The organism is Isoptericola sp. NPDC056605, assembly GCF_042792795.1.
GTDB lineage: Bacteria > Actinomycetota > Actinomycetes > Actinomycetales > Cellulomonadaceae > Isoptericola.
The window spans coordinates 569,648-592,516 of sequence record NZ_JBHTVT010000001.1; the positions used below are offsets into that span (position 1 = coordinate 569,648).

The following is a 22,869-nucleotide window of genomic DNA, read 5'->3' on the forward strand; positions in this document are numbered from 1 at the left end:
CGAGCGCCCACCACACCGAAGGGAGCCTCGATGGCCGAGGACCAGCAGGACAAGACCACGCCGCTGCACGACGAGCACGTCGCGCTGGGCGCCAGCCTCACCGGCTTCGGCGGCTGGCTGATGCCGCTGCGGTACACCTCCGACCTCGCGGAGCACCGCGCGGTGCGTGAGGCCGCGGGGCTGTTCGACCTGTCGCACATGGGGGAGATCCACCTCGAGGGCGCGCAGTCCGGCGCCGCGCTGGACCAGGCGCTCGTGGGCAACGCGAGCGCGATCGGCGTCGGCCGGGCGCGGTACTCGATGATCTGCGCGGACGACGGCTCGGTGCTGGACGACCTCATCGTCTACCGCCTGGCCGACGAGCACTTCCTCGTCGTCGCGAACGCCGGCAACGCGCCGCGGGTCGCCGCCGAGCTGGTCGCGCGTGCCGCCGCGTTCGACACGGTCGTCACCGACCGGTCGACCGAGACGGCACTGGTCGCGGTGCAGGGCCCGCAGGCGGAGGAGATCGTCGCGTCGCTCACGGCGGACGGCGACGTCGACACGGTCCGTGGCATGAGGTACTACGCGTCGGCCGAGGCCACCGTCGCCGGGATCGGGGTGCTCGTGGCGCGCACCGGGTACACGGGGGAGGACGGCTTCGAGCTGTTCGTGCCCTCGGACCGTGCGGTGGAGCTCTGGCGTGCGCTGCTCGCGGCGGGGGAGGGGCAGGGCCTCGTCCCGGCCGGGCTGTCGGCCCGCGACTCGCTGCGGCTCGAGGCGGGCATGCCGCTGTACGGGCACGAGCTCGACGAGACGACCACCCCGTACGAGGCGGGCCTCGGCCGGGTCGTGAAGCTCGACAAGACCGGCGCCGACGGTGAGCCGCTGCCGTTCGTGGGCCGCGACGCCCTCGCGGCGCGCGCCGCGAGCGCTCCGGCACGCGTCCTCGTCGGCCTGCGGGGGGAGGGGCGCCGTCCCGCCCGTGCGGGGTACGACGTCGTGCAGCGCGGTCTCGACGGCGCCGTGGGTGCCGTCGTCGGTCACGTGACGTCCGGCGCGCCGTCGCCGACGCTCGGCTACCCGGTGGCGATGGCGTACGTGACGCCCGAGGTGTCCGCCGAGGGCACCGCCCTCGCCGTCGACGTGCGTGGCCGCGCCGAGCCGTTCGTCGTCGTCCCGCTGCCCTTCTACCAGCGGGCGTAGGACGATCGTCCTGAACCACCCGGTCCCCACCCCTCTGCCGTGAACCCCGAAGGAGCTGACCCCATGGCCGACTTCCCCGAGAACCTCCGCTACTCCGCCGAGCACGAGTGGGTGGACGACGCGTCGCCCGCCACGATCGGCGTCACGTCCGTCGCCGCCGACGCGCTGGGCGACGTCGTCTACCTCGAGCTGCCCGAGGTGGGCGCGACGATCGAGGCCGGCGCCGTCGTCGGCGAGATCGAGTCCACCAAGTCCGTCTCGGAGCTGTACTCGCCGGTGAGCGGCACCGTGGTGGAGGTCAACCAGTCGGCCGTGGACGACCCGGCCGTCGTGAACTCCGACCCCTTCGGCGCGGGCTGGCTCTTCAAGGTCGACGTGACCTCCCGCGGGGCGCTGCTGACGGCCGAGGAGTACGCCGCCCAGGCGGGCTGACGCTTTCCCGAAACCCGTGACCGAATCGTGACCATCGGGCCCGAATTGCGTTGATTGCCTGGGATAACCGCGCTGACCTGCGACGACACGGCCGGCCGCACCCTCCGACGGGGAGCGACCGGCCGTCGTCGTCCCGGCGCGGCAACAACCCGCGACATTCCGCGTCATGACAGGGGCCCCTTCCCATCTTCATCCATGACGGCTTCCCCTGGTCGACCTTCGGTCGACGGCCGTCGACGGAGGAAGAACGATGAGCACGATCGAAATGGCCCCGGTGACTAACCGTCTGCTGACGCGGCGCGAGCGGGTGGTCCTGTCCAACCTGTCCGAGGACGTCACCCTCGAGCAGATCGCGACCAAGCTGTTCGTCACCCGGAACACGGTGAAGTCGCAGGTGCGCAGCGTGTATCGCAAGATCGGTGTCTCCAACCGGGCCGAGGCCGTCGCATGGGCGCGACAGGCCGGCCTGGGGGTCAGCTGACAGCGGGTAGGTGCGAGCCCCGCCCGACGACAGGGGAGGTCGTCGGCGCGGGGCTCTCGCACGTCCGGGCACCGGGCACGGCACGGCCCGCCGGGGGTCCGGATGGCAGACTCGCGGTCATGACAGCACGCCGCCTCGTGGTCGCCGCCGCGATCGTCGACGACCTCGACCGCCCGGCGCGCCTGCTCGCGGCGCGGCGGAGCCGGCCCGAGCACCTCGTGGGCCGGTGGGAGTTCCCCGGCGGCAAGGTGGACCCGGGGGAGACGCCGGTCGAGGCGCTGCACCGGGAGCTCATGGAGGAGCTGGGGGTGCGGGTCCAGCTCGGCGACGAGCTGCCCGGCCCCGACGACGGCGCCTGGATCATCACCGACCGGCACGTGCTGCGCCTCTGGCTGGCGGCCGTCACCGGCGGCGACCCACGGCCTCTCGTCGAGCACGACGACCTGCGCTGGCTGGACCGGACGTCGCTGCTCGACGTCGACTGGCTGGACGGCGACGTCCGGATCGTCGAGCAGCTCGACGCCGTCCTGCACGACCGCGTCGACACCTCGCGCTGACGCCTGGGCGCGCGACATCGTCGCGCCCCGCCTACGGTCGGACCGTCACCGGACGGAGGAGCACAGGTGGGCGCAGCGATCGGCCAGTCACTTCCCGTCGCGGTGGGCGTGCTCATCAGCCCGCTGCCGATCGTGGCGGTGGTGCTCATGCTCGTCAGCCGGCGGGCGAAGGCCAACGCCGCCGCCTTCCTGATCGGCTGGTTCGTCGCCGTCCTGGTCGTCGTCGCGCTGGTCGCCGTGCTGGCCGGGTCGTCCGCGCCGGACGACGACGGCCCGCCCGCCTGGGCGGGCGTCGTCAAGATCGTGCTCGGCGTCCTGCTCCTGCTGCTCGCGGTGCGGCAGTGGCGCGGGCGGCCGCGCGAGGGCGTCGAGCCCGAGACGCCGAAGTGGATGGCGGCCATCGACCAGTTCACGCCGGGCAAGGCCCTCGGGCTCGCCGTCCTGCTGTCCGCGGTCAACCCGAAGAACCTGCTGCTGGTCGTCTCGGGCGGCGCCGCGATCGCCGCGGCCGCGCCGGGCGACACGAACGCCCAGGTCGTGGCCGCCGTCGTCTTCGCCCTCGTCGCCAGCGTCGGCGTCGTGACCCCGCTGGTGATCTACCTGGCGACGGGGGACCGCGCCGCCGCCGTCCTCGACGGCCTGAAGACCTGGATGGTCCAGAACAACGCCGTGATCATGGCGGTCCTGCTGCTCGTCATCGGCGCCAAGATGATCGGCGACGGCATCACGGCGCTGTGACGAGCATCGGCGGCCGGCCGCGCACCAGGAGCCACAGCGGCAGGACGGCGAGGCACAGGACGGGCAGGACGGCGACGTCGGCGACCATGGCCACGCCCATGAACAGGGCGAGCCAGCCGTCGCGGGCGACGACGAGCGTCGCGCCCATCACCCCGGCGGCGACGGCGAGCCCGACGTGCACGTCGGGCACCACGGCGTGCGCGGACAGCGCCACGGCCACCCCGACGAACACGGCGGGGAAGATCCGGCCGCCGCGGAAGCCGGCGCTCGACGCGACGACGAGCGCCGCCATCTTCACGACGGCGAGGCCGAGCAGCGCCCAGGCGCCGTAGCCGGCGGCGTCGGCGGTGAGCTCCTGCATCTCGTCGAGCCCCTTGAAGAGGGTGAGCGGGCCGCCGACCGCGCCGAGGACGCCGAGCACGAGGCCGCCGGCGCCGAGCATGAGCACGGGGTGGCCGATCCGGTGGAAAGCCGCGTGCACGTGGGGGAACGCCCACACCCCGAGGAGGCAGACCAGGGCAGCGGCGGCGGCCACGGCGGGCGCGGCGACGAGGTCGCCCCACGCGGGGTCGGTGTAGCCGGGCACGTCCACCGACAGCTGGGGCGACCCGATCAGCGACATCGTCAGCGACCCGGTGCCGGCGGCGACGAGGGGGCCGAACAGGCGGTCGAACAGCGGCCCGCGGCCCTGCCCGCCGAGCGACTCGGTCATGACGAGCGCCGCGCCGACGGGGGTGCCGAACATCGCGCCGATGGTGCCGGCCGACGCCATGAGCGTCACCGCGGGCACGGGAACGCCGACGCGCGACCGCGTCACGAGCCAGACGGCGAGCGCGACGTTCACGGCGATGATCGGGTTCTCCGGGCCCAGGCTCACCCCGCCCGCGAGACCGAGGACCAGGGCGGCCGCCAGGCCGGGGACCGTGCCGACCGGGAGCGGGGCGGCGACCAGCCCGGTGGTCGCGGGGTCGTCGCCGGCGTGCCCCGGCGCCCAGCGCACGACGGCGCCCACGGCGAGTCCGGTCGCGGTGAGCACCGTGACGATCCACCAGGGGGAGTCGGCGCGTGCCCCGAGCGCCTCGGGCAGGGCGCCCCACAGCCAGCCCTGCAGCCGGCCCGCGATCCACGACACCAGCACCAGGCCGAGGGCGGACAGGACGCCGACCACGGCGGCGGGGACGGCGAGCGCCGCGAGGCGGGCGGTGGTCAGCGGCGCGGTCGCGGCGGACTGGTCGGTCGTCACAGGGGCGAACGTAGCCGCGGCCCTCCGGTTCGGCGCGCGGTACCACCCACCTCACGGAGACGGAGCGCGCGACCCGGCTGGAGACGTTCGGCTCCTGACGACGCCGCCCGGGGTCACGCCAGGGAGCGCACCCAGCGCTCGACGTCACGGCGGCTGCGCAGCCGCACGACCCGCACGTGCGGCGCCTCGCGGGCCAGCCGCTCGTCGAGGCCGCGGAGCTTGTGCCGCGTGCGCCACGCCCACCGCAGGATGTGGTCGCGGTCCCGGAGCACGGTGCGCAGGGGTGGCTCGACGTTCCCGTGCCACAGCTCCGTCCTGCGCAGCCGGCGCCGGACCGTGCGGGTCCCGACCTGCCACAGCACGACGGGGACCGGCGGGTCGAGCCAGACCAGCAGCTCGGCGTGCTCGAGCAGCAGGGGCCGCACGGCCGTGTACTGCCACTCGCTCACCCAGGCGTCCTGCGCGACGACGGCGCGCACGTCGTCCTCGAACTCCGGGCGAGGTGTCCACCCGGTGCCGTGGTACAGGCCGTCCAGCTCCGTGTACGGCAGGCCGAGGACGGTCGACACCCGACCCGCGAGCGTCGTCTTGCCCGCGCCGGACGTGCCCGCCACCAGGATCCGGCGGGCCGTGACGGCGGGCGGGGGAGCGGGGGCGTCGTGGGGCACCCGCCGAGAGTACGGAACGCGGTCGCGGCGCGGACACCGCCACCGGCCTGAAGACATGTGCCGGACCGCTAGTACGGTAGGGAGAAATCTGCCAGGACCGGGATCGGCGCCGACCCCGGAGGACGGAGCGCACCGTGCCGCACCCCGCGCAGCCCGCCGGTCTCCTCGACGGGCGCGCCGCCGACGAGGGCTGGTCCTCCGCGGCGGCCCTCGTCGCGTCGTCGGCGGGCACGGTGAGCGCGTTCGCGGACGGGCCGGGGGACGTGGGGGCGACGACGGGCGGGCAGACCCGGTTCGACCTCGCGTCGGTGACCAAGGCCTTCGTGGCGCTCGCCGCGGCGACGCTGGTCGACGACGGCCTGCTCGACCTCGACGCTCCGGCCCGCGAGGTGCTCGACGTGCCCGCGACGTCGTCCGGCGCGACCGCGCGTCACCTGCTCACGCACACCGCCGGGCTGCGTCCCACGGCCCTCGCCTGGCGCACCACGGCCGACCCGGACGCCGTGCTCGCCGACGCCCTCGGGCCGCCGGTCGCGCCGCCGGGGACGGCGCACGCCTACTCCTGCCTGAGCTTCATCGCGCTCGGCCGGGTCCTGGAGGAGCTCGCCGGCGAGCGGCTCGACCGCGTGGTCGCGCGGCGCGTCGGTGCGCCGCTCGGGGCGGCGGGGCTGCGGTGGTCGCCCGTCGACGTCGTCGACGCCGCCGACGTCGCACCGACCGAGCCGGGCACGCCGACGGGTCGCGTGCACGACGAGCTGGCCGCGGCGACCGCCCGTCCGGTGGGGAACGCCGGGCTGTTCGGCACGCTCGACGACGTCGCACGGCTGGCGGCGCTGGTCGCCGACCGCGGGGCCGCGGGCGGCCGGCAGGTCGTGAGCGAGGCGTCGTCGCGCGCGCTGGTCGAGCCGGACGACGTCGCCCGCCGCGCCGGCGCGCCGTGGGGGCAGGCGCTCGGGCTGCGGCTGGGCGACCCCGGGTTCATGGTGTCGGGAGACCAGGTGGGGCACGCGGGGTTCACGGGGACGTCGTTCGTCGTCGACCTCGCCACGGGAGCGACGGCGGTGCTGCTGACGAACCGTGTCCACGGTGGTCGGGCGTCGAGCGTCGTGGCGCGGCGTCGACGGTTGGCGGCGCTCGCCGCAGGGCTCGGCACGCAGGAGGGGCGATGACGGGACGGGACACGACGCGCGGGGCGGCTCGCGCGGACGGCTACGAGCTGCGGACGGACCTGCTGACGCGGGTGGCGCACGCGCACGACGCGTCGCACTACCTGCTGCGCCCCGAGGTCGTGGTGCGCGCGCACGACGTCGACGGCGTGGTCGCCGCGATGCGGGAGGCGAGCCGCCGCGGCCTCGCGGTGACGTTCCGCTCCGGCGGCACGAGCCTGTCGGGGCAGGCGTCGGGCGCGGGGATGCTGGTCGACACGCGCACGCGGTTCGCGCGCGTCGAGGTGCTCGACGGCGGGGACCGGGTGCGCTGCCAGCCCGGCGCCACGCTGCGCCTGGTCAACGGGCACCTGGCGCGGCACGGGCGGCGGCTGGGCCCGGACCCGGCGAGCGAGATCGCCTGCACCGTCGGGGGAGTGGTGGCCAACAACTCCTCCGGGATGTCGTCGGGCACCACCCGTACCGCGTACCGGACGGTCGAGGCGATGACGGTCGTGCTGCCCGGCGGAACCGTCGTCGACACGGGGGCGCCGGACGCCGACGCGCGCCTCGCCGTCCTGGAGCCGGACCTGCACCGCGGCCTCGCGGAGCTCCGCGACCGGGTGCGCGGCAGCGCGACGATGTGCGCCGAGGTGCAGCGGCAGTTCGCGATGAAGAACACCATGGGCTACTCGGTGAACGCGCTGCTCGACCACGACAGCCCGGTGAAGATCCTCGAGCACCTGATGATCGGGTCCGAGGGCACGCTGGGCTGGGTCGCGGACGTCACCTTCCGCACGGTGCCGCTGCTCACGAAGGTCGCGACGACGCTGCTCGTGTTCGACTCCCTCGAGCGCGCCACGGACGCGCTGGTGCCGCTGGGCGCCTCCGGGCCGGAGGCGATCGAGCTCATGGACGCCGCGTCGCTGCGGGTCGCGGCGGCCGACCCGAAGGCCGACGCGTCGATGCGGTCCCTCGCAGAGGGCGCCGGCATCACCGGCCAGACGGCGTTGCTGGTGGAGTACCGCGCCGGGACGGACGACGCGCTCGCCCCGCTGCAGGACGCCGCGCGCGCCGTCGTCGACGGCCTCAGGCTCGAGCTGCCCGCCGCGCTGACCACCGACACCGCCACGCGCGAGCGCCTCTGGCGCGTGCGCAAGGGCCTGTACACGGCGGTCGCGGGCGCCCGCCCCGCGGGTGCGACGGCGCTGCTGGAGGACGTCGTCGTCCCGGTGCCGGACCTCACCGCCACGGTGCGCGACCTGGGCGGCCTATTCGCCCGTCACGGCTACGACGACGCCGTCACCTTCGGGCACGCGAAGGACGGCAACCTGCACTTCATGATCACGCCGCGACTGGGCGACGCCGCCGAGCTGGACCGGTACGCGGCGTTCAGCGACGACCTCGTCGACCTGGTCCTGGGGCACGGCGGCTCGCTCAAGGCGGAGCACGGCACGGGCCGCATCATGGCGCCGTTCGTGCGCCGCCAGTACGGCGACGACCTGTACGCCGTCATGCGCCGCGTCAAGGACCTGTTCGACCCGCGGGGCCTGCTCAACCCGGGCGTCGTCATCACGGACGACCCGCACGAGCACCTGCGCGACCTCAAGGTCGAGGCGTCCGCCGGCGGCGAGGACGCGCCGCTCGTCGACCGCTGCGTGGAGTGCGGCTACTGCGAGCCCGGCTGCCCGTCGCGCACCGTCACGACGACGCCGCGCCAGCGGATCGCGCTGCTCAAGGAGCTCGCCGTCGCGCCCGAGGGCGAGCGGGAGGAGCTGCAGCAGGCGTACCGGTACTGGGGCGTGCAGACCTGCGCCGCCGACTCCATGTGCGTGGAGGCGTGCCCCGTCGGCATCGACACGGGCGTCGTGATGAAGGGGCACCGGGCGCGGTCGAACCCGCCCGTCGTGCAGAAGGGCGGGGAGGCGCTCGCCGGGTCGTGGGGGCCGGTCGTGGACGTGCTGCGCGGCGCGCTGGGCGTCGCGGCGAAGGTGCCGACGCCCGTGGTGCGGGTCGCCTCGGAGGTCGCGCGCGGCGTCGTCGGCACCGACGTCGTGCCGCGGGCCGACGCCGACCTGCCCGGCCCGGGACTCCGGCGCGAGGCCGACGACCTCCCGGCCGCGGACGGTGGTGCGCCCCGGGCCGTCCTGTTCTCGTCGTGCATGGGCGAGCTGTTCGCCCCCGCGCCCCGGGGCCTGCCGGACTTCGACGGGAGCGCGGTGGGCGCCGAGTACGCCTTCCGCGTGCTGTGCGAGCGCGCCGGGATCGGGCTCGCGGTACCGGAGGGCATCGGCGGGCTGTGCTGCGGCACGCCGTGGGTGAGCAAGGGCCTGCCGGGTGGCGCGGCGCGGATGGCGCGGCAGGTGCTCGACGCCCTGTGGACGGCGACCCGCGGGGGAGAGCTGCCGGTCGTGTGCGACGCGTCGAGCTGCACGCACGGCCTGGTCGAGACGCCGCACCACCTCTCCGGTGAGGACGCCGAGAGGTTCGCCCGGCTGCGCATCGTCGACGCCGTGACGTTCGTGCGCACCGACGTGCTGCCGGCGCTCGCGGACCGCGGGGTCGACGTCGAGCGCCAGGGGAGGGTCGTCGTGCACCCGACCTGCGCGACCGTGCACCTGGGCGCCGTGGACGACCTGCGCGCCGTCGCGGCCGCCGTCGCCGACGACGCCGTCGTGCCCGCGGCCTGGGGCTGCTGCGGCTTCGCCGGCGACCGCGGCATGCTGCACCCCGAGCTCACCGCCGCCGCCACGCACGCCGAGGCGGCCGACGTCGCGGCGGGGGAGCGGGAGCTGCCCGGGGGCCGCTACGACGCGTACGTCTCGAACAACCGCACCTGCGAGATGGGCATGGCGCGTGCCACCGGGCGCGACTACGTGCACGTGCTCGAGCTGCTGGAGGCGGCGACGCGCTGAGCGGGCTCGACCTCCAGGTCCGGCTGCTCCCTGCGACGACGCGTCCCGCGCGGCAGGTTGACGAGCACGATGCTCGCGAGCACCAGGGCGATCCCGAGCGCCTGGGACCCGGTGAGCACCTCGCCCCCGGCCGCGACGCCGAGGGTGACTCCGGTGACGGGGTTCAGCAGGCCGATCACGCCCACGGCCCCGGCCGGGAGGTGGCGGAACCCGCTGAACCAGCAGACGAACCCGAGCGCCGTCGCGACGAGGCTCACGTACGCGAACGCGAGGACCTCGGTGCCCGACAGCGCGGGGGGCGCGCCCTCGACGAGCGCCGCGGCGACGAGCAGCTCGACCCCGCCGACGACGAGCTGCCACGCGGTGACCGTGAGCACGGGCGTCCCGTCCTGCCACCGCTTGGTGAGGACCGCCCCGACGGACGAGAGGGCCATCGAGGCGACGGACGCCGCGATGCCCCAGCCGTCGAGCGCGCCGGTCGCGGTGCCGACGATCAGCAGGACGCCCGCCCCGCCGACGGCGGCCCCGACGACCACGCGCGGGGTGGGCCGTTCGCGGAGCAGGAGCCAGGCCGCGCCCGCGATCGCGAGCGGGCTGAGCGACATCAGCGAGGCGGCGACGCTCGACGGGAGCAGCTGGGCCGCGACGTACACGAGGCAGAAGAAGATCCCCATGTTGAGGGTGCCGAGCACGACAGACCGCCACCACCAGGAGCCGCGAGGCAGCCGGCGCGCGACCAGCAGGAGGACGACGCCCGCCGGCAGCGCGCGGAGGGCCGACCCCCACAGCGGGGCGTCCCCGGGGAGGAAGTGATGGGTCACGAAGTACGTGGACCCGAACGCGACCGGCCCGACGGCGGCGACGAGGGGCCAGCGGACGCGGGCCAGCGCCCGGCGCGCCGGCGAAGAAGTTTCCATGGAAACCATCATACTTTCCGTGGAAAGTAGGATGGGGTCATGACCGAGACCGATCGCGTCGCCACGTTCGTCGCGCAGTGGCGGCGGGAACGCCCCGACCTCGACCCGAGCCCGATGGCGGTGATCGGGCGGATGCGACGGATCTCCGACGACTTCACCGCCGCGCTCGTGGCGAACTACCGGCGGTTCGGGATCGGGGAGGGCGAGTTCGACGTCCTGTGCGCGCTGCGGCGCGCGGGCGCCCCGTTCGCGCTGAACCCGGGCGAGCTCGCGGAGCACACCATGGTGACGGCCGGCGCGACGTCCAAGCGGGTCGACCGGCTGGAGGCCGCGGGCCTGGTGGTCCGGCAGGGCCGTGCCGACGACGGTCGCGGTCGCGTCGTGACGCTGTCCGCGCAGGGGCGCCGGCTCATCGACGAGGCCTACCCCGCGCACCTCGAGCTCGAGGACGGGCTGCTGGCGCCCCTCTCACGCCAGGAGCGCGCACAGCTCGAGGGCCTGCTCCGCAAGCTCGTCACCGGCTGACGCCGGGGCCACCCGCCCCTCGGCCGGACCGCGCCGCCGGGCCGGCGCGCAGTGCGGCGACCACGGTGGGCCACCGCCCCGCGCGCCGGACGAGCAGGACGTCGGCCCGCGCACCGGGCACCAGGGCGCCGCGGTCGTCCAGCCCCGCGGCGCGCGCGGGGCCCGAGGTGACGAGCCGGACGGCGCCCGGCAGGTCGGCGAGGCCCTCGCGCACGAGCACCTCGACGGCCGTGAGCAGGGACGACGGCACGTAGTCGGACGCCAGCGCGTCGACGAGGCCGCGGGCCACGAGCTCCCGCGCGGAGACGTTGGCGGCGTGCGAGGAGCCGCGGACGGCGTTGGGCCCGCCTGCCACGACGTGAAGGCCGAGCTCTCGGGCCGCGAGCGCCGCCTCGACGGTGGTGGGGAACTCCGCGACGGCGCCGCCGCGCGCGACCAGTGCCTCGACGTCGGCGCGGGTCTCGGGATCGTGCCCGGCGAGCCGGACCCGGCCGGCGCGGGCCCACGACCCCAGGCGGTCGAGGGCGGCCGCCGCGACGTCCGCCCGGTCCTCGCGCTCGGCGCGCCAGGCGGCCACGTGCGTGCGCGCGTCGGGCGGGGTCATGCCCTCGCGCTCCACGAGGAAACGTTCCATCGTGGCGGGGTCGGCGTACTGCCCGATGCCGGGGGTGTGGTCCTCGTGCGACACCAGCGGGGGGACGTCCCCGGTGTCACCGGCGAGGGCCGCCTCCAGGTCGGCGAGCCCGGTCACGCACCGCACGTCCACGCGGTGCAGCACGCGGGACCCCGACCCCGCGGCCTCGGGGTCCCGCAGCGCCCCCAGCAGCGGGCCGGGTCCGGGGTCGCCCGCGGCGAGCCCCACGGGGGTGCGCTCGCCGAACGGCACCCCGTGGAACGCGGTGAGCACGCCGCTCGCGGCGAGGCGGTCGGCCGCCGTCCGCACCGCGAGGTCGGGCGGCAGGTCGGCGCCGGGCCGCGGCCGGCGCTCGTGCGCCAGCACGTCGGTGTGCACGTCGACCAGCCCGGGCAGGCACCACGCACCCCCGCCGTCGAGGTCCGCCCGGAACCCCGGCGGCCGCTCGCCCACCTCCGCCACGCGGCCGTGGTGCACGACGAGGCGGGCGTCGTCCACCACGCGGTCGGGCAGGACGGCGCGGACGCCGGCGAGCGACCACTCCGCGGGCGCGGCGCCGAGGGGCCACGGCCTGTCGGTCGCGGAGGGGAGGGAGGTGAACACCGGTGCATCTTGTCCGGACGACCTGGCGAGACGGTTAACGAGGCTTCACCGGGGGTTCACCTCCCCGGGGCCGGCCGGTCGTCGCGGGCTCCCAGACTCCTGCACGGCGCCGGCCACCGGCGCCCGCGCCGAGCCCCATCGCCGAGTCCTCACCGGAGACGACATGAAGACCACCAGGACCACCCTCGCCGCCGCGGCGCTCGCCGGCGCCGCGGCCCTCACGCTCGCCGGCTGCGGTGCGCTGGGCACGGCGTCCGCGGGTGGCGGCACCACGGAGCAGGGCTTCCCGGAGGTGCTGCGCCTGGGCGCCATCCCCGCGGAGAACTCGACCAACCTCGCCGAGGGCTACGACCCGATCGTCGCGATGCTCGAGGAAGAGACGGGGGCGCAGGTCGAGGTCAGCCAGGCCTCCGACTACGCGGGCGTCATCGAGGGGCTCATCGCCGACAAGGTGGACCTCGCGTTCCTCGGCTCGTTCGCGTACGTCCTCGCGACGCACAACGACGCCGCGATCACGCCGCTGGCGTCCGTCATCGCGGAGGAGGGTGCCGAGCCCGGCTACTTCTCGCTCGGCATCACCCAGGGCGACAACGACGCCGTGGACGGCCTGGAGGACTTCGCGGGCAGGACGGTCTGCTTCGTGGACCCGGGCTCGACGTCGGGCTTCCTCTACCCCTCCGCCGGGCTCATCGACGCGGGCGTCATCGCGTCGGGCACCGAGCAGGACGTCGCCGCCGGGGTCGAGCCCGTGTATGCGGGCGGCCACGACGCGTCGGCGCTCGCCGTCGCCTCGGGGGACTGCGAGGTCGGCTTCGCGATGCAGTCGATGGTCGAGGAGACCCTGCCGGCGGCCGGTGACCTCGCCGACGGCGACCTCAAGGAGGTGTGGAGGTCGGAGACGATCTCCGGCTCCCTCTTCGTCGGCAACGACGCCCTCGGCGCCGACGTCAACGAGAAGCTCGCGACGCTGCTCACCGAGAAGGCGAACTCCGACTACCTGCGCGAGCACGGGTACTGCGACGGGGACTGCCTGCTCACCGACGAGGACGCGTGGGGCTTCGTGCCCGCGCAGGACGCCGACTACGACGGCACCCGCGAGGTCTGCACGATCACCAAGTCCGACAAGTGCGAGGGCTGACGATGCCGACGATGCCGACGGCGCCCGGCGTCGCGACCGACGAGCCCCTGGTGCGGGTGCGTGGGCTGCGCAAGGAGTTCGGTCGGACCGCCGCGCTCGACGGCGTGGACCTCGACGTGCGGCATGGGGAGCTCGTCGTGCTGCTCGGGCTGTCCGGGTCGGGCAAGTCGACGCTCCTGCGCTGCCTCAACGGGCTGCACCGGCCGACGGCGGGCGAGGTCACGGTGGCCGGCACCCGCGTGGACCGCGCGTCGGCGCGCGAGCTGCGGCACCTGCGCACCGAGGTGGGCTTCGTGTTCCAGCAGTTCAACCTCGTGGGTCGGCTCACCTGCCTCGAGAACGTGCTGATCGGCGGCCTGGGCCGCGTGCGCGGGCCGCGCTACGGCGTGTCGACCTACTCGCGCCGGATGCGTGCGGAGGCGATGGCGCACATCGACCGCGTCGGTCTCGCGGACCAGGCGTACCAGCGGGCGGACACCCTGTCGGGCGGCCAGCAGCAGCGCGTCGCGCTGGCGCGCACGCTGATGCAGCGCCCGCAGGTCGTGCTCGCCGACGAGCCCGTCGCCTCCCTCGACCCGGAGAACGCCGGCACGGTGATGGACCTGCTCGTGCGGGTCTGCGCGGAGGAGGGGCTGACCGTCCTGTGCACGCTGCACCAGGTGGACCTCGCCCTCGGCTGGGCCGACCGCCTCGTCGGCCTGCGGCAGGGGGAGAAGGTGCTCGACCGGCCCGCGGCGGGCCTCACGAGGGACGAGGCGATGGCGATCTATCGGCGGGTCGAGCCCGCGGCGGTGGCGGCATGACGGCGTCCCTCCAGGCGCCTCCCGGGACGACGTCCCTCGCGCCTGCCCCGGCACCGCCGTCCGGCGGGGACCCGCTGCGCCCGCCCTCCGACGGCCGGCGCCGCGCCCTGCGCTGGCTCGCGGGCGGCGCCGTCCTGCTCGCGCTGGCCGCGTCGTCGGCGATCGGCCTGGACCTGCCGACGCTCGTCGCCGGCGGCGAGGACGTGGCGAACCTGCTCGGCCGGATGGTGCCGCCGGAGCTGTCCGACCCGGCCCGGATCGCGACGCTCGCCCTCGACACGGTGCTCATGGCGTTCCTCGGCACGGTGCTCGCGACGCTGCTGTCCGTGCCGCTGGCGTTCCTCGCGGCGCGCACGACGACGCCGCACCCCGCGGTGGCCGCCGTCGCGCGCGGGATCATCACGTTCTGCCGCGCGGTGCCGGACCTCGTGTTCGCCGTGCTGTTCGTCCGGGCGCTGGGCCTGGGCGTGCTTCCGGGCGTCCTGGCCCTCGCCCTGCACTCCGTGGGCATGCTCGGCAAGCTGTTCGCCGACGCGATCGAGGGCGCCGACGAGGGGCCGCGCGAGGCCGTGCGCGCCGTCGGCGTGGGCCGTGTGCGCGAGCTGCTCAACGGCGTCGTGCCGCAGGTGGTGCCCGCCTGGGTCTCGGCGTTCGTGTACCGGGTGGACATCAACCTGCGCACGTCCGTGGTGCTCGGCTTCGTCGGCGCGGGTGGCATCGGCTTCGCGCTGCAGGACGCGTTGCGCGGCCTGGTCTACCCCAAGGCGATGGGCATCGTGCTCGTGATCCTCGTGCTGGTGGCGGGCATGGAGCTGCTGTCCGTCGCGATCCGCCGCACGCTCCTCGCGCCCCGGAACCCCCCGTACGGCCGGGACCGCGCGGTGCGGTGGGCGGCCGGTGGGGCTGCCGCCGCGCTGCTGGTCGTGTCGTTCGTGCGGCTCGACATCGACCCCCTCGCCCTCGCCACGTCCGTGCCCGACCTGCTCGCGGTCGCCGGGCGCACGTTCCCGCCCGACCTCACCACCCTGGGGCCCGCGCTGTGGGCGGCCCTGCTCCAGACGCTCGCCATCGGGCTGTCCGCCACCGGTATCGGCGTGCTGCTGTCGCTGCCGCTGGGCCTGCTCGCCGCGCGCAACGTGGCGCCGCACCCGCTCGTGTACGGCGCGGCGCGGACCGTGGTCCTCGTGGTGCGCGCCATCCCCGAGCTGATCCTCGCCGTGGTGTTCGTCGCCGCGGTCGGCCTCGGGCCCGTCGCGGGGGCCGTCGCGCTCGGCATCGGCTCGATCGGCTTCCTCGGCAAGCTCGTCGCGGACGCCGTCGAGGAGCTCCCCGCCGGGCCCGCCGAGGCCGTGCGCTCGGTGGGCGGCGGCTGGTGGAAGGTCCTGTGCTCGGCCGTGCTGCCGCAGGCCATGCCCGGGATCGTCGGGTCGGGCCTGTACCTGCTGGACGTCAACATCCGCACCTCGACGATCCTCGGGATCGTCGGCGCCGGCGGGGTCGGCTTCCTGCTCTTCGAGGCCGTCCGCACCCTCCACTTCCAGGTGGCGGGCGGGATCGTCCTGCTCGTGTTCGTCGTCGTCCTGCTCATCGAGAGGCTCTCCGGGTGGATCCGCGCTCAGCTGTCCTGACCACCGTCGCGCTGTGGGAGGGCGGCGACGCCGTCCGCCTCGTCGACGTCCCGCTCCCCGCGCTCGGCCCGGGCGAGGTGCTCGTCCGCGTGCTCCTCGCCACCGTGTGCGGCAGCGACCGGCACACCGTCTCGGGGCGGCGGTCGTCGCCGTCGCCGTCCGTTCTCGGGCACGAGGCGGTCGGCGAGATCGTCGAGGTCGGCCCGGGCGGCGCCGTGGGGGACGACGGCGGCGCGCTCGCCGCGGGCGACCGCGTCGTCTGGGGCGTCACCGTCGCCTGCGGCAAGTGCGACCGCTGCCGCGCCGGGCGCACCGCGAAGTGCCGGTCGGTGCGGAAGGTGGGGCACGAGGCGTTCGACTCGGGCTGGCCGCTGTCCGGCACCTACGCGCGGCACCTCGTGCTGCCCGCGGGGGCCACGATCGCCCGCGTGCCCGTGACCGTCCCCGACGCGCTGGCTGCCCCCGCGGGGTGCGCCACCGCGACAGTGATGGCGGCGGTCGAGGCCGCGGGGCCGCTCGCCGGCCGCCGCGTGCTCGTCAGCGGGGCGGGGATGCTCGGCCTGGCCGCGGTCGTCGCGTCGCGGGACGCCGGGGCCGCGGAGGTCGTCGTCACCGACCCCGACCCCGCCCGCCGCGACCTCGCCGCCCGGTTCGGCGCCGATGCGGCCCTGGGGACGGGCGAGTCCGTGGGGGACGCCGACGTCGCGATCGAGCTCTCCGGCGCGACCCCGGCCGTGACCCGGTGCCTCGACGCGCTCGACGTCGGCGGGCGGCTCGTGCTCGTCGGGTCGGTGGCGCCGTCGCCGGCCGTGCCGCTCGACCCGGAGCGGGTCGTGCGCGGCTGGCTGACCGTGACCGGCGTGCACAACTACGAGCCGCGGCACCTGCGGGCCGCGCTCAGGCTGCTGGACCGCACGCGGGACGTCGTGCCGTGGGGCGAGCTCGTGACCCCCGCCGCGCCGCTGGTCGACCTGGCCGGGCTCCTCACCGGGCCCGCCGGCACCGCGCCGCGCGCGGCGGTGGCGCCGTGACGCCTCTCCGCTCAGGCGTCGCGGCCCTGCCCCAGCTCCAGCACGACGCGCACCGCGTCGGCGCGCACCCAGCGCTCCGTGAACAGCAGCGGGCGGCCGTCCGCGCCGTCGCGCGCGAGGCTCACCATGAGCCACGCCGGGTCGCCCGGCCGGCAGCCGAGGCCGTCGCTCGCCTCCTCGGGCGCGGGCTCCACGCTCGCCCGCGTCCACGCCCGTTCGGGGCGGGTGCCGGCCGACGCGCGCAGGATCGTGTCCAGCGACTCCTCCAGCCGCAGCGCGGCGGGCAGCTCGGGCACGAGCCCGTGCGCGAGCCACTCGACGCCCCACGCCGCGGGCATCTCGTCGATGTGCGACCGGCGCACCAGCCGGAACCCGCGGGTGCCGGTCGGGACCTCCAGCGCGGCGGCGACGTCGTCGGGCAGGGGCACGTCGTCGCAGGCCAGGACCACGGTGCGCGGCGACGCGCCCGCCTCGCGCAGGGTCCGGCTCCACGACGGCGCGCGCCCCGGCGCCACGAGGTAGTCGACGCGGCGGCGGGTGAACGTGCCCAGACCCTGGATGCGGCTCACGAGCATCCGGCGCTCCAGCTCGCCCAGCGCCGCCCGCGCGGCGGCGCGCCCGACGCCGAACCGGCGCCCCACCTCTGCCTCGGAGGCGACGCGCGTGCCCGACGGCAGCCCCGCGAGCTCGTCCGCGAGCACGCGCACGATCCGCGCCGACGGCCCCTTCTCGCTGCTCACGCCCGGACCGTACCGGCCCCAAGTGGCCGTGCGGTGAACGAGCCCGACCACCACCCCGGAGGAACACGATGACCCGCCCCGCCACGACGGTCCCGCACCCCTCCTCGACCCGCCGCGCCCCCGCGACCCGAGGCCACGTCGTCGTCGTGGGGGCGGGGGTGGTCGGCCTGGGCGCCGCGGCGGAGGCCCACCGGCGCGGGTACCGGGTGACGGTCGTCGAGCAGGCGGCCGGGGTGGTCGGCTCCTCCGTGCAGAACTTCGGCCACGTGTGCACGACGGCGCAGGCCGGCGACGCGCGCCGGTACGCCCTCGCCGCCCGCGAGCGCTGGCTGTCCCTGGGGGCCGCGGCGGGGTTCGACGTCGCCCCGGTGGGCACGCACGTCGTCGCGCGCACCGCCGCCGAGCTGCGCCTGCTCGGCGAGCTCGCGGCCGAGCGCGGCACGGACGAGGTGCGGCTCCTGGACGCCGCCACGGCGCGGGCGGCCGTGCCCGTCCGCCCGGAGCCCGTGGTCGGGGGAGCGCACCTGCCGCTCGACCTGCTCGTCGACCCCAGGGCGGCGGCCCCCGCCCTGGCACGGTGGCTCGAGGCGCAGGGCGTGACGTTCCGCTGGCGCACGGCGGCCCGCTCCGTCGGGCCCGGCCGGGTCGAGACGACGCGCGGCGCCCTCGAGGCGGACGTCGTGGTGGTCGCCGCGCACCACGACCTCGACCGGCTGCTGCCGGACCTCGCCGAGGAGGCCGGGCTGCGCCGCTGCCGGCTGCACATGCTGCGGGTGCGGCCCGACGTGCCCCTCGGCCTGACGACGCCGCTGCTCACCGGCTGGTCGATGGTGCGCTACGCGGCGTTCGCGGCCTGCCCGTCGGCGGCCGACGTCGCGGCCGAGCTCGCCGCGGCGGACCCCGCCGGGGCGCGTTGGGACGTCAACCTCATGGCGACCCCGCAGGGCGGCTCGCTGCTGCTCGGCGACACCCACCTGCGCGCCGACGACGCGCCCGTGTTCCAGGACGAGGAGGGCTTCGACGTGCTCTTGCGCCTGGGCCGCGACCTGTTCGCGTCCCGTCCGGGCGCCGACCTGCGCGTCGTCGAGCGCTGGCAGGGTACCTACGCCACCGCCCCCGGGCGAGAGTTCCTCGTCGCCGAGCCCGCGCCCGGCGTGCACGTCGCCGCCGTCACCACGGGCATCGGCATGACCACCGGGCTCGGCCTCGCCGCCGACGTCCTCGACCGGGCGGGCGTCATCGCCTGAGCGCCCCGCCACCGACCCACCCACCGGAAGGAACCCCGTGAACGACACCGCCACGACCGAACCCGCCGCCCCCGACCGCATCGAGTCCGCCCGTATCGCGCTCGCCGCGTTCGACGTCGCCGGCACCACCGTGGAGGAGGGCGGCGCCGTCTACCGCGCGCTGCACGACGCCGTGCGCCGCCACGGCAGCACCGCCGACGTCGCCGACGTCGCCCGCTGGATGGGCGCCGACAAGCGCACCGCCATCCGTGCGCTGCTGGCGCTCGGCGGCGACCCGTCCGCCGTCGAGCCGGCGTTCGCCGACTTCGAGCGCCTGCTGCGCGAGGCGTACGACGCCACCCCGCCGGTGGCGATGCCGGGCGTGCTCGACACGTTCGCCGACCTCCGGGCACGGGGCGCGCGGATCGCCCTGACCACCGGCTTCTCCGCCGACGTCACCGGCCTGCTGCTCGACCGGCTCGGCTGGACCGAGGGGGTCGTGGACGCCGTCGTGACCACCGACGACGTGCCCGCGGGCCGCCCCGCGCCGTTCATGGTGCACCGGGCGATGGAGCGCACGGGGGTGGCCGACGTCGCGCGCGTGCTCACCGTCGGCGACACGGTGCTCGACCTCGAGGCCGGGACGAACGCCGGCGCCGCGCTGGTCGTCGGCGTGCTCAGCGGCGGCGTGCCGCGTGCGGTCCTGGAGGCCGCGCCGCACACGCACCTGCTCGACAGCGTCGCCGACCTGCCCGCCGTCCTGGAGGGCGCCGCGACACCGTCGCCCCTGTCGCACGCGGCCTCACGCTGAGCGTCACCGCGCCGGTACCGGGGCCATCAGTAGGTTCGTGCCCGGCCGCGACGAACGCGGCCACACCGTCCCGTTCGAAGGAGATCGTGCATGTCCTCGAGAAGTCTGTCCCGCAGGTCCCGCGCCGCCGCGATCGCGGGGGTCGCGGCCGTCCTTGCGGGCGTGACCACCATCCCCGCGTCTGCCTCAGCTCCGGCGCGCGCGCAGGACGTCGCCGTCGCGTCTGCCGCCGACGTCACCCCGGTGCGCGACTTCGTCGGGGTCGGCGGCGACGCGCTCAACGGCGGTGTCTGGGTGCGGCCGGAGGCGCAGATCCGGCTCATGGGAGACAGCAACTACCTCGCCGTGCGAGTGCACAACGATGACGTCGAGCCCGCGCACGTGCGGGTCTCCAGCGCCTACGGCGAGAGGTCGCTGCTCGTCGAGCCCGGCAGGTCCGGCTACGTCGCCGTCAACCTGCGGACGTCGACCGTGCCGCTCGTCCCCCTGCTCATCGTGGCGGAGGTGCTCGATGCCGAGGGGAACGTCGTGCGAGGCACCGGGATCAACATGATGAACGTGGTCCTCCCGGAGGGCTGAGGCCCGGGTGCAGCCCGGCGCCGGGCTGGCGGCGCGCGCCGGGTGTCCGTCGTGCCGGGACGGGGTCTGCCAGTAGTTTCGTGCCTGGCCGCGGCGACGTGGCCACCCGTCCCGGCCGAAGGAGCCTCGTATGTCCCGCACGCGATCCACCGTCCGCGCCGCGTCCGGCGTCCTCCTCGCGTTGTCGCTGGTTGCCACGGGCGCGGCCGGGGCGGCCACGGCGTCCGCCGCCTCACCGGACGGGGTGCGAACGGTCGTCGAGGACGAGGCCGTCCGGGACTTCGTGGTCGTCTCGGGCGACGGGTTCAACGGGGGCACGGACTTTCTGCCGACCGCCCAGATCCGCACCATGGGCGGCAGCAACTACCTCACGGTGCGGGTGCTCAACACCGACCCGGAGACCCTCACGATCGTGGCCTCGTCCGTCTACGGCGAGGTGACCAGGCAGGTCGCCCCGGGCGCGAGCTCCTACGTGGCGTTCCCGATGCGCACGACGGACGTCCCGCTCACGCGGCTGTCCGTCGCGGGCTGGGTCGAGGACGCCGCGGGAGAGATGGTCCGCGGCTCCTCGGCGAACCTGGTGAACGTCGTCCTGCCGCAGGGCTGAGGCCCTGCGGCACGGCCGCCCCCGAGAGCTGTCCCCGGGAGGCCGCTACGCTCGCTGGCATGAGGATCCGGCCCGGGGTGCTGGCCGGCGCCGGGCTGGCCGTGCTCGTCGCCGCCACGGTCGTGCTGTTCACGGTCGAGCTCCCCGAGGGCGTCGAGCTCGCCCTGCAGGGCGTGTGGGTCGTGGTCGTCGTCGTCCTGTGCTGGGGCACCGCCCGCTCGATGCGGCACCGCCAGCGCGCGAGCCAGCGCTACGACAAGCCCGACGGCGCCAGCCAGAGCGGGCCGACGCCGGAGTTCGACCGTCGCACCCTGCTGGAGCAGTACAAGCAGCCGCCGCGGTTGTAGCGGCTCACTCCTCGGCCGGGTGCACCACCATGGCCGCGCCGCCGCCGCGGCGGCGCGGCTCGGAGACGGCGGTGAGCAGGCCGTCGTCGCCGATCTGCACCGCCGTCGCGGCGCCGATCTCCGCGGCGGACGTGAACGCGTCTCCGGCCGGCACGAGCGTGTGCCCGTACGCCTCCAGCTCCGGGCCGTAGGCCTCGATGAACTCCGGCTCCGCGGTGACGGACGCCGTGTTGCGCTGAGCGGCGCGCGGGGCGGCGAGCGCGTCGCCGATCGGCATGCCGCGGTCGAGGTGGTTGGTGAGCGTCTGCAGCACGGTCGTGATGATCGTGGAGCCGCCGGGCGAGCCGAGGGCCAGGACGGGCTCGCCGTCGCGCAGCACGATCGTCGGCGCCATCGACGACCGTGGCCGCTTGCCCGGCTCGATGCGGTTCGGGTCGTCGGCCGCCCACACGGTGGAGAAGTCGGTGAGCTCGTTGTTCAGCAGGAAGCCGCGGCCCGGCACGAGCATCCCCGAGCCGCCCGTCTGCTCGATCGTGAGGGTGTACTCGACGACGTTCCCGTCCTCGTCCACCACGGTGAGGTTCGTCGTCGAGACGTTCTCCGTGTCCGAGTCGGCGGGGGCGATCGTCTCGCCGCACGCCGCGTCGTCGGCGTCGACGTCCCCGGGTGCCACGGGCTTGGTCGCCGCCGCCTCCGGGTCGAGCAGGCACGCGCGCTCGGCCGCGAAGTCGTCCGACAGCAGGGTGTCGAGGGGGACGTCGACGAACGCCGGGTCGCCCAGGTACGCGCCGCGGTCGGCGAACGCCAGGGCGCTCGCCTCCAGGTAGTGGTGCAGGTAGGCCGCGTCGTCCATCCCGGACAGGTCGAACGTCTCGAGGATGTTCAGCGCCTCGCCCACCGTGGACCCGCCGCTGGACGACGGCGCCATGCCGTAGACGTCGTAGTCGCGGTAGTCGGACACGGTCGGGTCCTGCACCAGCGCCTCGTACCCGGCCAGGTCGTCGAGGTCGAGGTAGCCCGGGGGCACGGGCAGGTCCGTGTCGGGGGAGGTCTGCGGGTGCTGCACGACGTCGACCATCTCCGCCGCGAGCCGTCCGCCGTAGAACGCGTCGGTCCCGCGCTTGGCCAGGAGGTCGTAGGTGGCGGCGAGGTCGCGGTTGCGGAACACGCTGCCGACGGCGGGCGGCGCCCCGCCCGGCAGGTACAGCTCCGCCGTGGCGGGGAACGCCGCGAACCGCTCGGCGTTGTCCGCCGTCTGGTCGTGGAACGTCTGGTCGACGACGAAGCCCCGCCGCGCCAGCTGCGTCGCCGGCTTCAGCGCCTTCTTCAGGGAGTAGGTGCCCCACTCGTCGAGCGCCGTCTGCCAGGTGGCGGGCGTACCCGGCGTGCCCACCGAGACGCCGCTCGTCACCAGGTCCGGCGTGAACGGGTACGGCTTGCCGGTCGCCGGGTCGATGAACGCGTTGTTCGGCATCTCCGCCGGCGCCGTCTCCCGGCCGTCGATCGTCTGCACCTCGCCGGTGTCGGCGTCGTAGTAGACGAAGTACCCGCCGCCGCCGATCCCGGCGCTGTACGGCTCGGTCACCCCCAGCGCGGCGGCCGCCGCCACCGCCGCGTCGACCGCGTTGCCACCCTTGCGCAGCACGTCCAGGCCGACCCGGCTCGCCTCCGGGTCCACCGTGCTGACGGCGCCGCCGTACCCGACCGCGGTGGGCACCTTCACGTCACCGTGCCCGCCACCGTGCGGGTGGGCGCTCGCGGTGGACGCGGCGGTGGTGCCGACGACGGCGGTCGTCGCGGTCAGCACCGCCGCGCCCAGGGCGGCCAGCACGCGGGTGCGGCGGGGGCGTGAGCTGGAGCGGCGGTGGTCCAGACGGTGGTCCATGGGGTCTCCTGTGGCGGGCGGGTCCCGAGGC

23 protein-coding genes are annotated in these 22,869 nt (G+C 75.8%); 17 read left to right on the forward strand and 6 right to left on the reverse strand.

Features of this window, described 5'->3' with window-relative positions:
• Positions 1-30 precede the first annotated feature (30 nt).
• The 5 genes from gcvT to ACFQ8Y_RS02600 all read left to right on the forward strand — a co-directional run bounded on the left by gcvT (position 31) and on the right by ACFQ8Y_RS02600 (position 3,393).
• Positions 31-1,185 carry a glycine cleavage system aminomethyltransferase GcvT gene (gene gcvT / locus ACFQ8Y_RS02580; RefSeq protein WP_430584502.1) on the forward strand — a complete coding sequence of 385 codons (1,155 nt, stop codon included), beginning with the start codon at positions 31-33 and terminating at the stop codon, positions 1,183-1,185.
• A 63-nt stretch (positions 1,186-1,248) separates the two neighbouring features.
• Positions 1,249-1,617, forward strand: coding sequence for a glycine cleavage system protein GcvH (gcvH, locus tag ACFQ8Y_RS02585; protein WP_430580211.1), 369 nt, complete (start codon positions 1,249-1,251; stop codon positions 1,615-1,617).
• Between the two features lie 250 nt (positions 1,618-1,867).
• Positions 1,868-2,098, forward strand: a complete 231-nt coding sequence (locus ACFQ8Y_RS02590) for a LuxR C-terminal-related transcriptional regulator (protein ID WP_430549473.1) — start codon at positions 1,868-1,870, stop codon at positions 2,096-2,098.
• A gap of 119 nt (positions 2,099-2,217) precedes the next feature.
• Positions 2,218-2,655 (forward strand): (deoxy)nucleoside triphosphate pyrophosphohydrolase, encoded by a 438-nt coding sequence (locus ACFQ8Y_RS02595; RefSeq protein ID WP_430584503.1) that lies wholly within the window; start codon positions 2,218-2,220, stop codon positions 2,653-2,655.
• 66 nt (positions 2,656-2,721) lie between these two features.
• Positions 2,722-3,393, forward strand: a complete 672-nt coding sequence (locus ACFQ8Y_RS02600) for a GAP family protein (protein WP_430549475.1) — start codon at positions 2,722-2,724, stop codon at positions 3,391-3,393.
• Here ACFQ8Y_RS02600 and ACFQ8Y_RS02605 read toward each other — a convergent pair.
• A complete protein-coding gene (locus tag ACFQ8Y_RS02605; protein WP_430584504.1) occupies positions 3,380-4,636 on the reverse strand; it encodes an ion channel protein in 1,257 nt (418 codons plus the stop codon). The genes ACFQ8Y_RS02600 and ACFQ8Y_RS02605 overlap by 14 nt on opposite strands.
• 113 nt (positions 4,637-4,749) lie before the next feature.
• Positions 4,750-5,304 carry an AAA family ATPase gene (locus tag ACFQ8Y_RS02610; RefSeq protein WP_430549477.1) on the reverse strand — a complete coding sequence of 185 codons (555 nt, stop codon included), beginning with the start codon at positions 5,302-5,304 and terminating at the stop codon, positions 4,750-4,752.
• A 134-nt stretch (positions 5,305-5,438) separates the two neighbouring features.
• On the opposite strand from ACFQ8Y_RS02610, the gene ACFQ8Y_RS02615 reads away from it, so the two are divergent.
• Together ACFQ8Y_RS02615 and ACFQ8Y_RS02620 are read left to right on the forward strand one after the other, a co-directional pair.
• On the forward strand, positions 5,439-6,473 hold the full coding sequence (locus ACFQ8Y_RS02615; protein ID WP_430584505.1) for a serine hydrolase domain-containing protein: 1,035 nt from the start codon (positions 5,439-5,441) through the stop codon (positions 6,471-6,473).
• Positions 6,470-9,364, forward strand: coding sequence for an FAD-binding and (Fe-S)-binding domain-containing protein (locus tag ACFQ8Y_RS02620; RefSeq protein ID WP_430584506.1), 2,895 nt, complete (start codon positions 6,470-6,472; stop codon positions 9,362-9,364). Before ACFQ8Y_RS02615 ends, ACFQ8Y_RS02620 begins: the two co-directional genes overlap by 4 nt.
• Here the strand turns inward: ACFQ8Y_RS02620 and ACFQ8Y_RS02625 are convergent.
• Positions 9,322-10,281, reverse strand: coding sequence for a DMT family transporter (locus tag ACFQ8Y_RS02625; protein ID WP_430549480.1), 960 nt, complete (start codon positions 10,279-10,281; stop codon positions 9,322-9,324). The two genes, ACFQ8Y_RS02620 and ACFQ8Y_RS02625, sit on opposite strands and share 43 nt — an antisense overlap.
• Positions 10,282-10,320: 39 nt before the next feature.
• Here ACFQ8Y_RS02625 and ACFQ8Y_RS02630 point away from each other — a divergent pair, with 39 nt between their 5' ends.
• The gene (locus tag ACFQ8Y_RS02630; RefSeq protein WP_430549481.1) at positions 10,321-10,806 is read left to right on the forward strand and encodes a MarR family winged helix-turn-helix transcriptional regulator; all 486 of its coding nucleotides are present in this window, start codon (positions 10,321-10,323) and stop codon (positions 10,804-10,806) included.
• Here ACFQ8Y_RS02630 and ACFQ8Y_RS02635 read toward each other — a convergent pair.
• Positions 10,796-12,043: an alpha-D-ribose 1-methylphosphonate 5-triphosphate diphosphatase gene (locus ACFQ8Y_RS02635; RefSeq protein WP_430549482.1), complete on the reverse strand. Its 1,248-nt coding sequence runs from the start codon at positions 12,041-12,043 to the stop codon at positions 10,796-10,798. The genes ACFQ8Y_RS02630 and ACFQ8Y_RS02635 overlap by 11 nt on opposite strands.
• A gap of 163 nt (positions 12,044-12,206) precedes the next feature.
• Between ACFQ8Y_RS02635 and ACFQ8Y_RS02640 the strand changes: the two genes are divergently transcribed.
• From ACFQ8Y_RS02640 to ACFQ8Y_RS02655, 4 genes are read left to right on the forward strand one after another with little or no spacing between them, the layout of a single operon-like run.
• Positions 12,207-13,181 carry a phosphate/phosphite/phosphonate ABC transporter substrate-binding protein gene (locus tag ACFQ8Y_RS02640; RefSeq protein WP_430549483.1) on the forward strand — a complete coding sequence of 325 codons (975 nt, stop codon included), beginning with the start codon at positions 12,207-12,209 and terminating at the stop codon, positions 13,179-13,181.
• An 11-nt stretch (positions 13,182-13,192) separates the two neighbouring features.
• Positions 13,193-13,984, forward strand: coding sequence for a phosphonate ABC transporter ATP-binding protein (gene phnC / locus ACFQ8Y_RS02645; RefSeq protein ID WP_430584507.1), 792 nt, complete (start codon positions 13,193-13,195; stop codon positions 13,982-13,984).
• Entirely contained in the window at positions 13,981-15,612 is a 1,632-nt protein-coding gene (phnE, locus tag ACFQ8Y_RS02650; RefSeq protein WP_430584508.1) for a phosphonate ABC transporter, permease protein PhnE, read from the forward strand. The genes phnC and phnE overlap by 4 nt, the downstream gene beginning before the upstream one ends.
• The gene (locus ACFQ8Y_RS02655; RefSeq protein WP_430584509.1) at positions 15,588-16,643 is read left to right on the forward strand and encodes a zinc-binding dehydrogenase; all 1,056 of its coding nucleotides are present in this window, start codon (positions 15,588-15,590) and stop codon (positions 16,641-16,643) included. The genes phnE and ACFQ8Y_RS02655 overlap by 25 nt, the downstream gene beginning before the upstream one ends.
• A gap of 11 nt (positions 16,644-16,654) precedes the next feature.
• Here the strand turns inward: ACFQ8Y_RS02655 and ACFQ8Y_RS02660 are convergent, their stop codons facing one another.
• Entirely contained in the window at positions 16,655-17,383 is a 729-nt protein-coding gene (locus ACFQ8Y_RS02660; protein WP_430549487.1) for a GntR family transcriptional regulator, read from the reverse strand.
• Positions 17,384-17,451: 68 nt separating this feature from the next.
• Between ACFQ8Y_RS02660 and ACFQ8Y_RS02665 the strand changes: the two genes are divergently transcribed.
• The 5 genes from ACFQ8Y_RS02665 to ACFQ8Y_RS02685 all read left to right on the forward strand — a co-directional run bounded on the left by ACFQ8Y_RS02665 (position 17,452) and on the right by ACFQ8Y_RS02685 (position 20,953).
• A complete protein-coding gene (locus tag ACFQ8Y_RS02665) occupies positions 17,452-18,630 on the forward strand; it encodes a TIGR03364 family FAD-dependent oxidoreductase (protein ID WP_430549488.1) in 1,179 nt (392 codons plus the stop codon).
• A gap of 37 nt (positions 18,631-18,667) precedes the next feature.
• Positions 18,668-19,420 (forward strand): phosphonatase-like hydrolase, encoded by a 753-nt coding sequence (locus tag ACFQ8Y_RS02670; RefSeq protein WP_430549489.1) that lies wholly within the window; start codon positions 18,668-18,670, stop codon positions 19,418-19,420.
• A 90-nt stretch (positions 19,421-19,510) separates the two neighbouring features.
• On the forward strand, positions 19,511-19,999 hold the full coding sequence (locus ACFQ8Y_RS02675; RefSeq protein ID WP_430584510.1) for a hypothetical protein: 489 nt from the start codon (positions 19,511-19,513) through the stop codon (positions 19,997-19,999).
• A gap of 130 nt (positions 20,000-20,129) precedes the next feature.
• Positions 20,130-20,606, forward strand: a complete 477-nt coding sequence (locus ACFQ8Y_RS02680; RefSeq protein WP_430584511.1) for a hypothetical protein — start codon at positions 20,130-20,132, stop codon at positions 20,604-20,606.
• Positions 20,607-20,665: 59 nt separating this feature from the next.
• Positions 20,666-20,953 (forward strand): hypothetical protein, encoded by a 288-nt coding sequence (locus tag ACFQ8Y_RS02685; RefSeq protein ID WP_430584512.1) that lies wholly within the window; start codon positions 20,666-20,668, stop codon positions 20,951-20,953.
• Between the two features lie 4 nt (positions 20,954-20,957).
• On the opposite strand, the gene ggt is transcribed toward ACFQ8Y_RS02685, so the two are convergent.
• The gene (gene ggt, locus ACFQ8Y_RS02690; RefSeq protein WP_430584513.1) at positions 20,958-22,838 is read right to left on the reverse strand and encodes a gamma-glutamyltransferase; all 1,881 of its coding nucleotides are present in this window, start codon (positions 22,836-22,838) and stop codon (positions 20,958-20,960) included.
• Between the last annotated feature and the right edge of the window lie 31 nt (positions 22,839-22,869).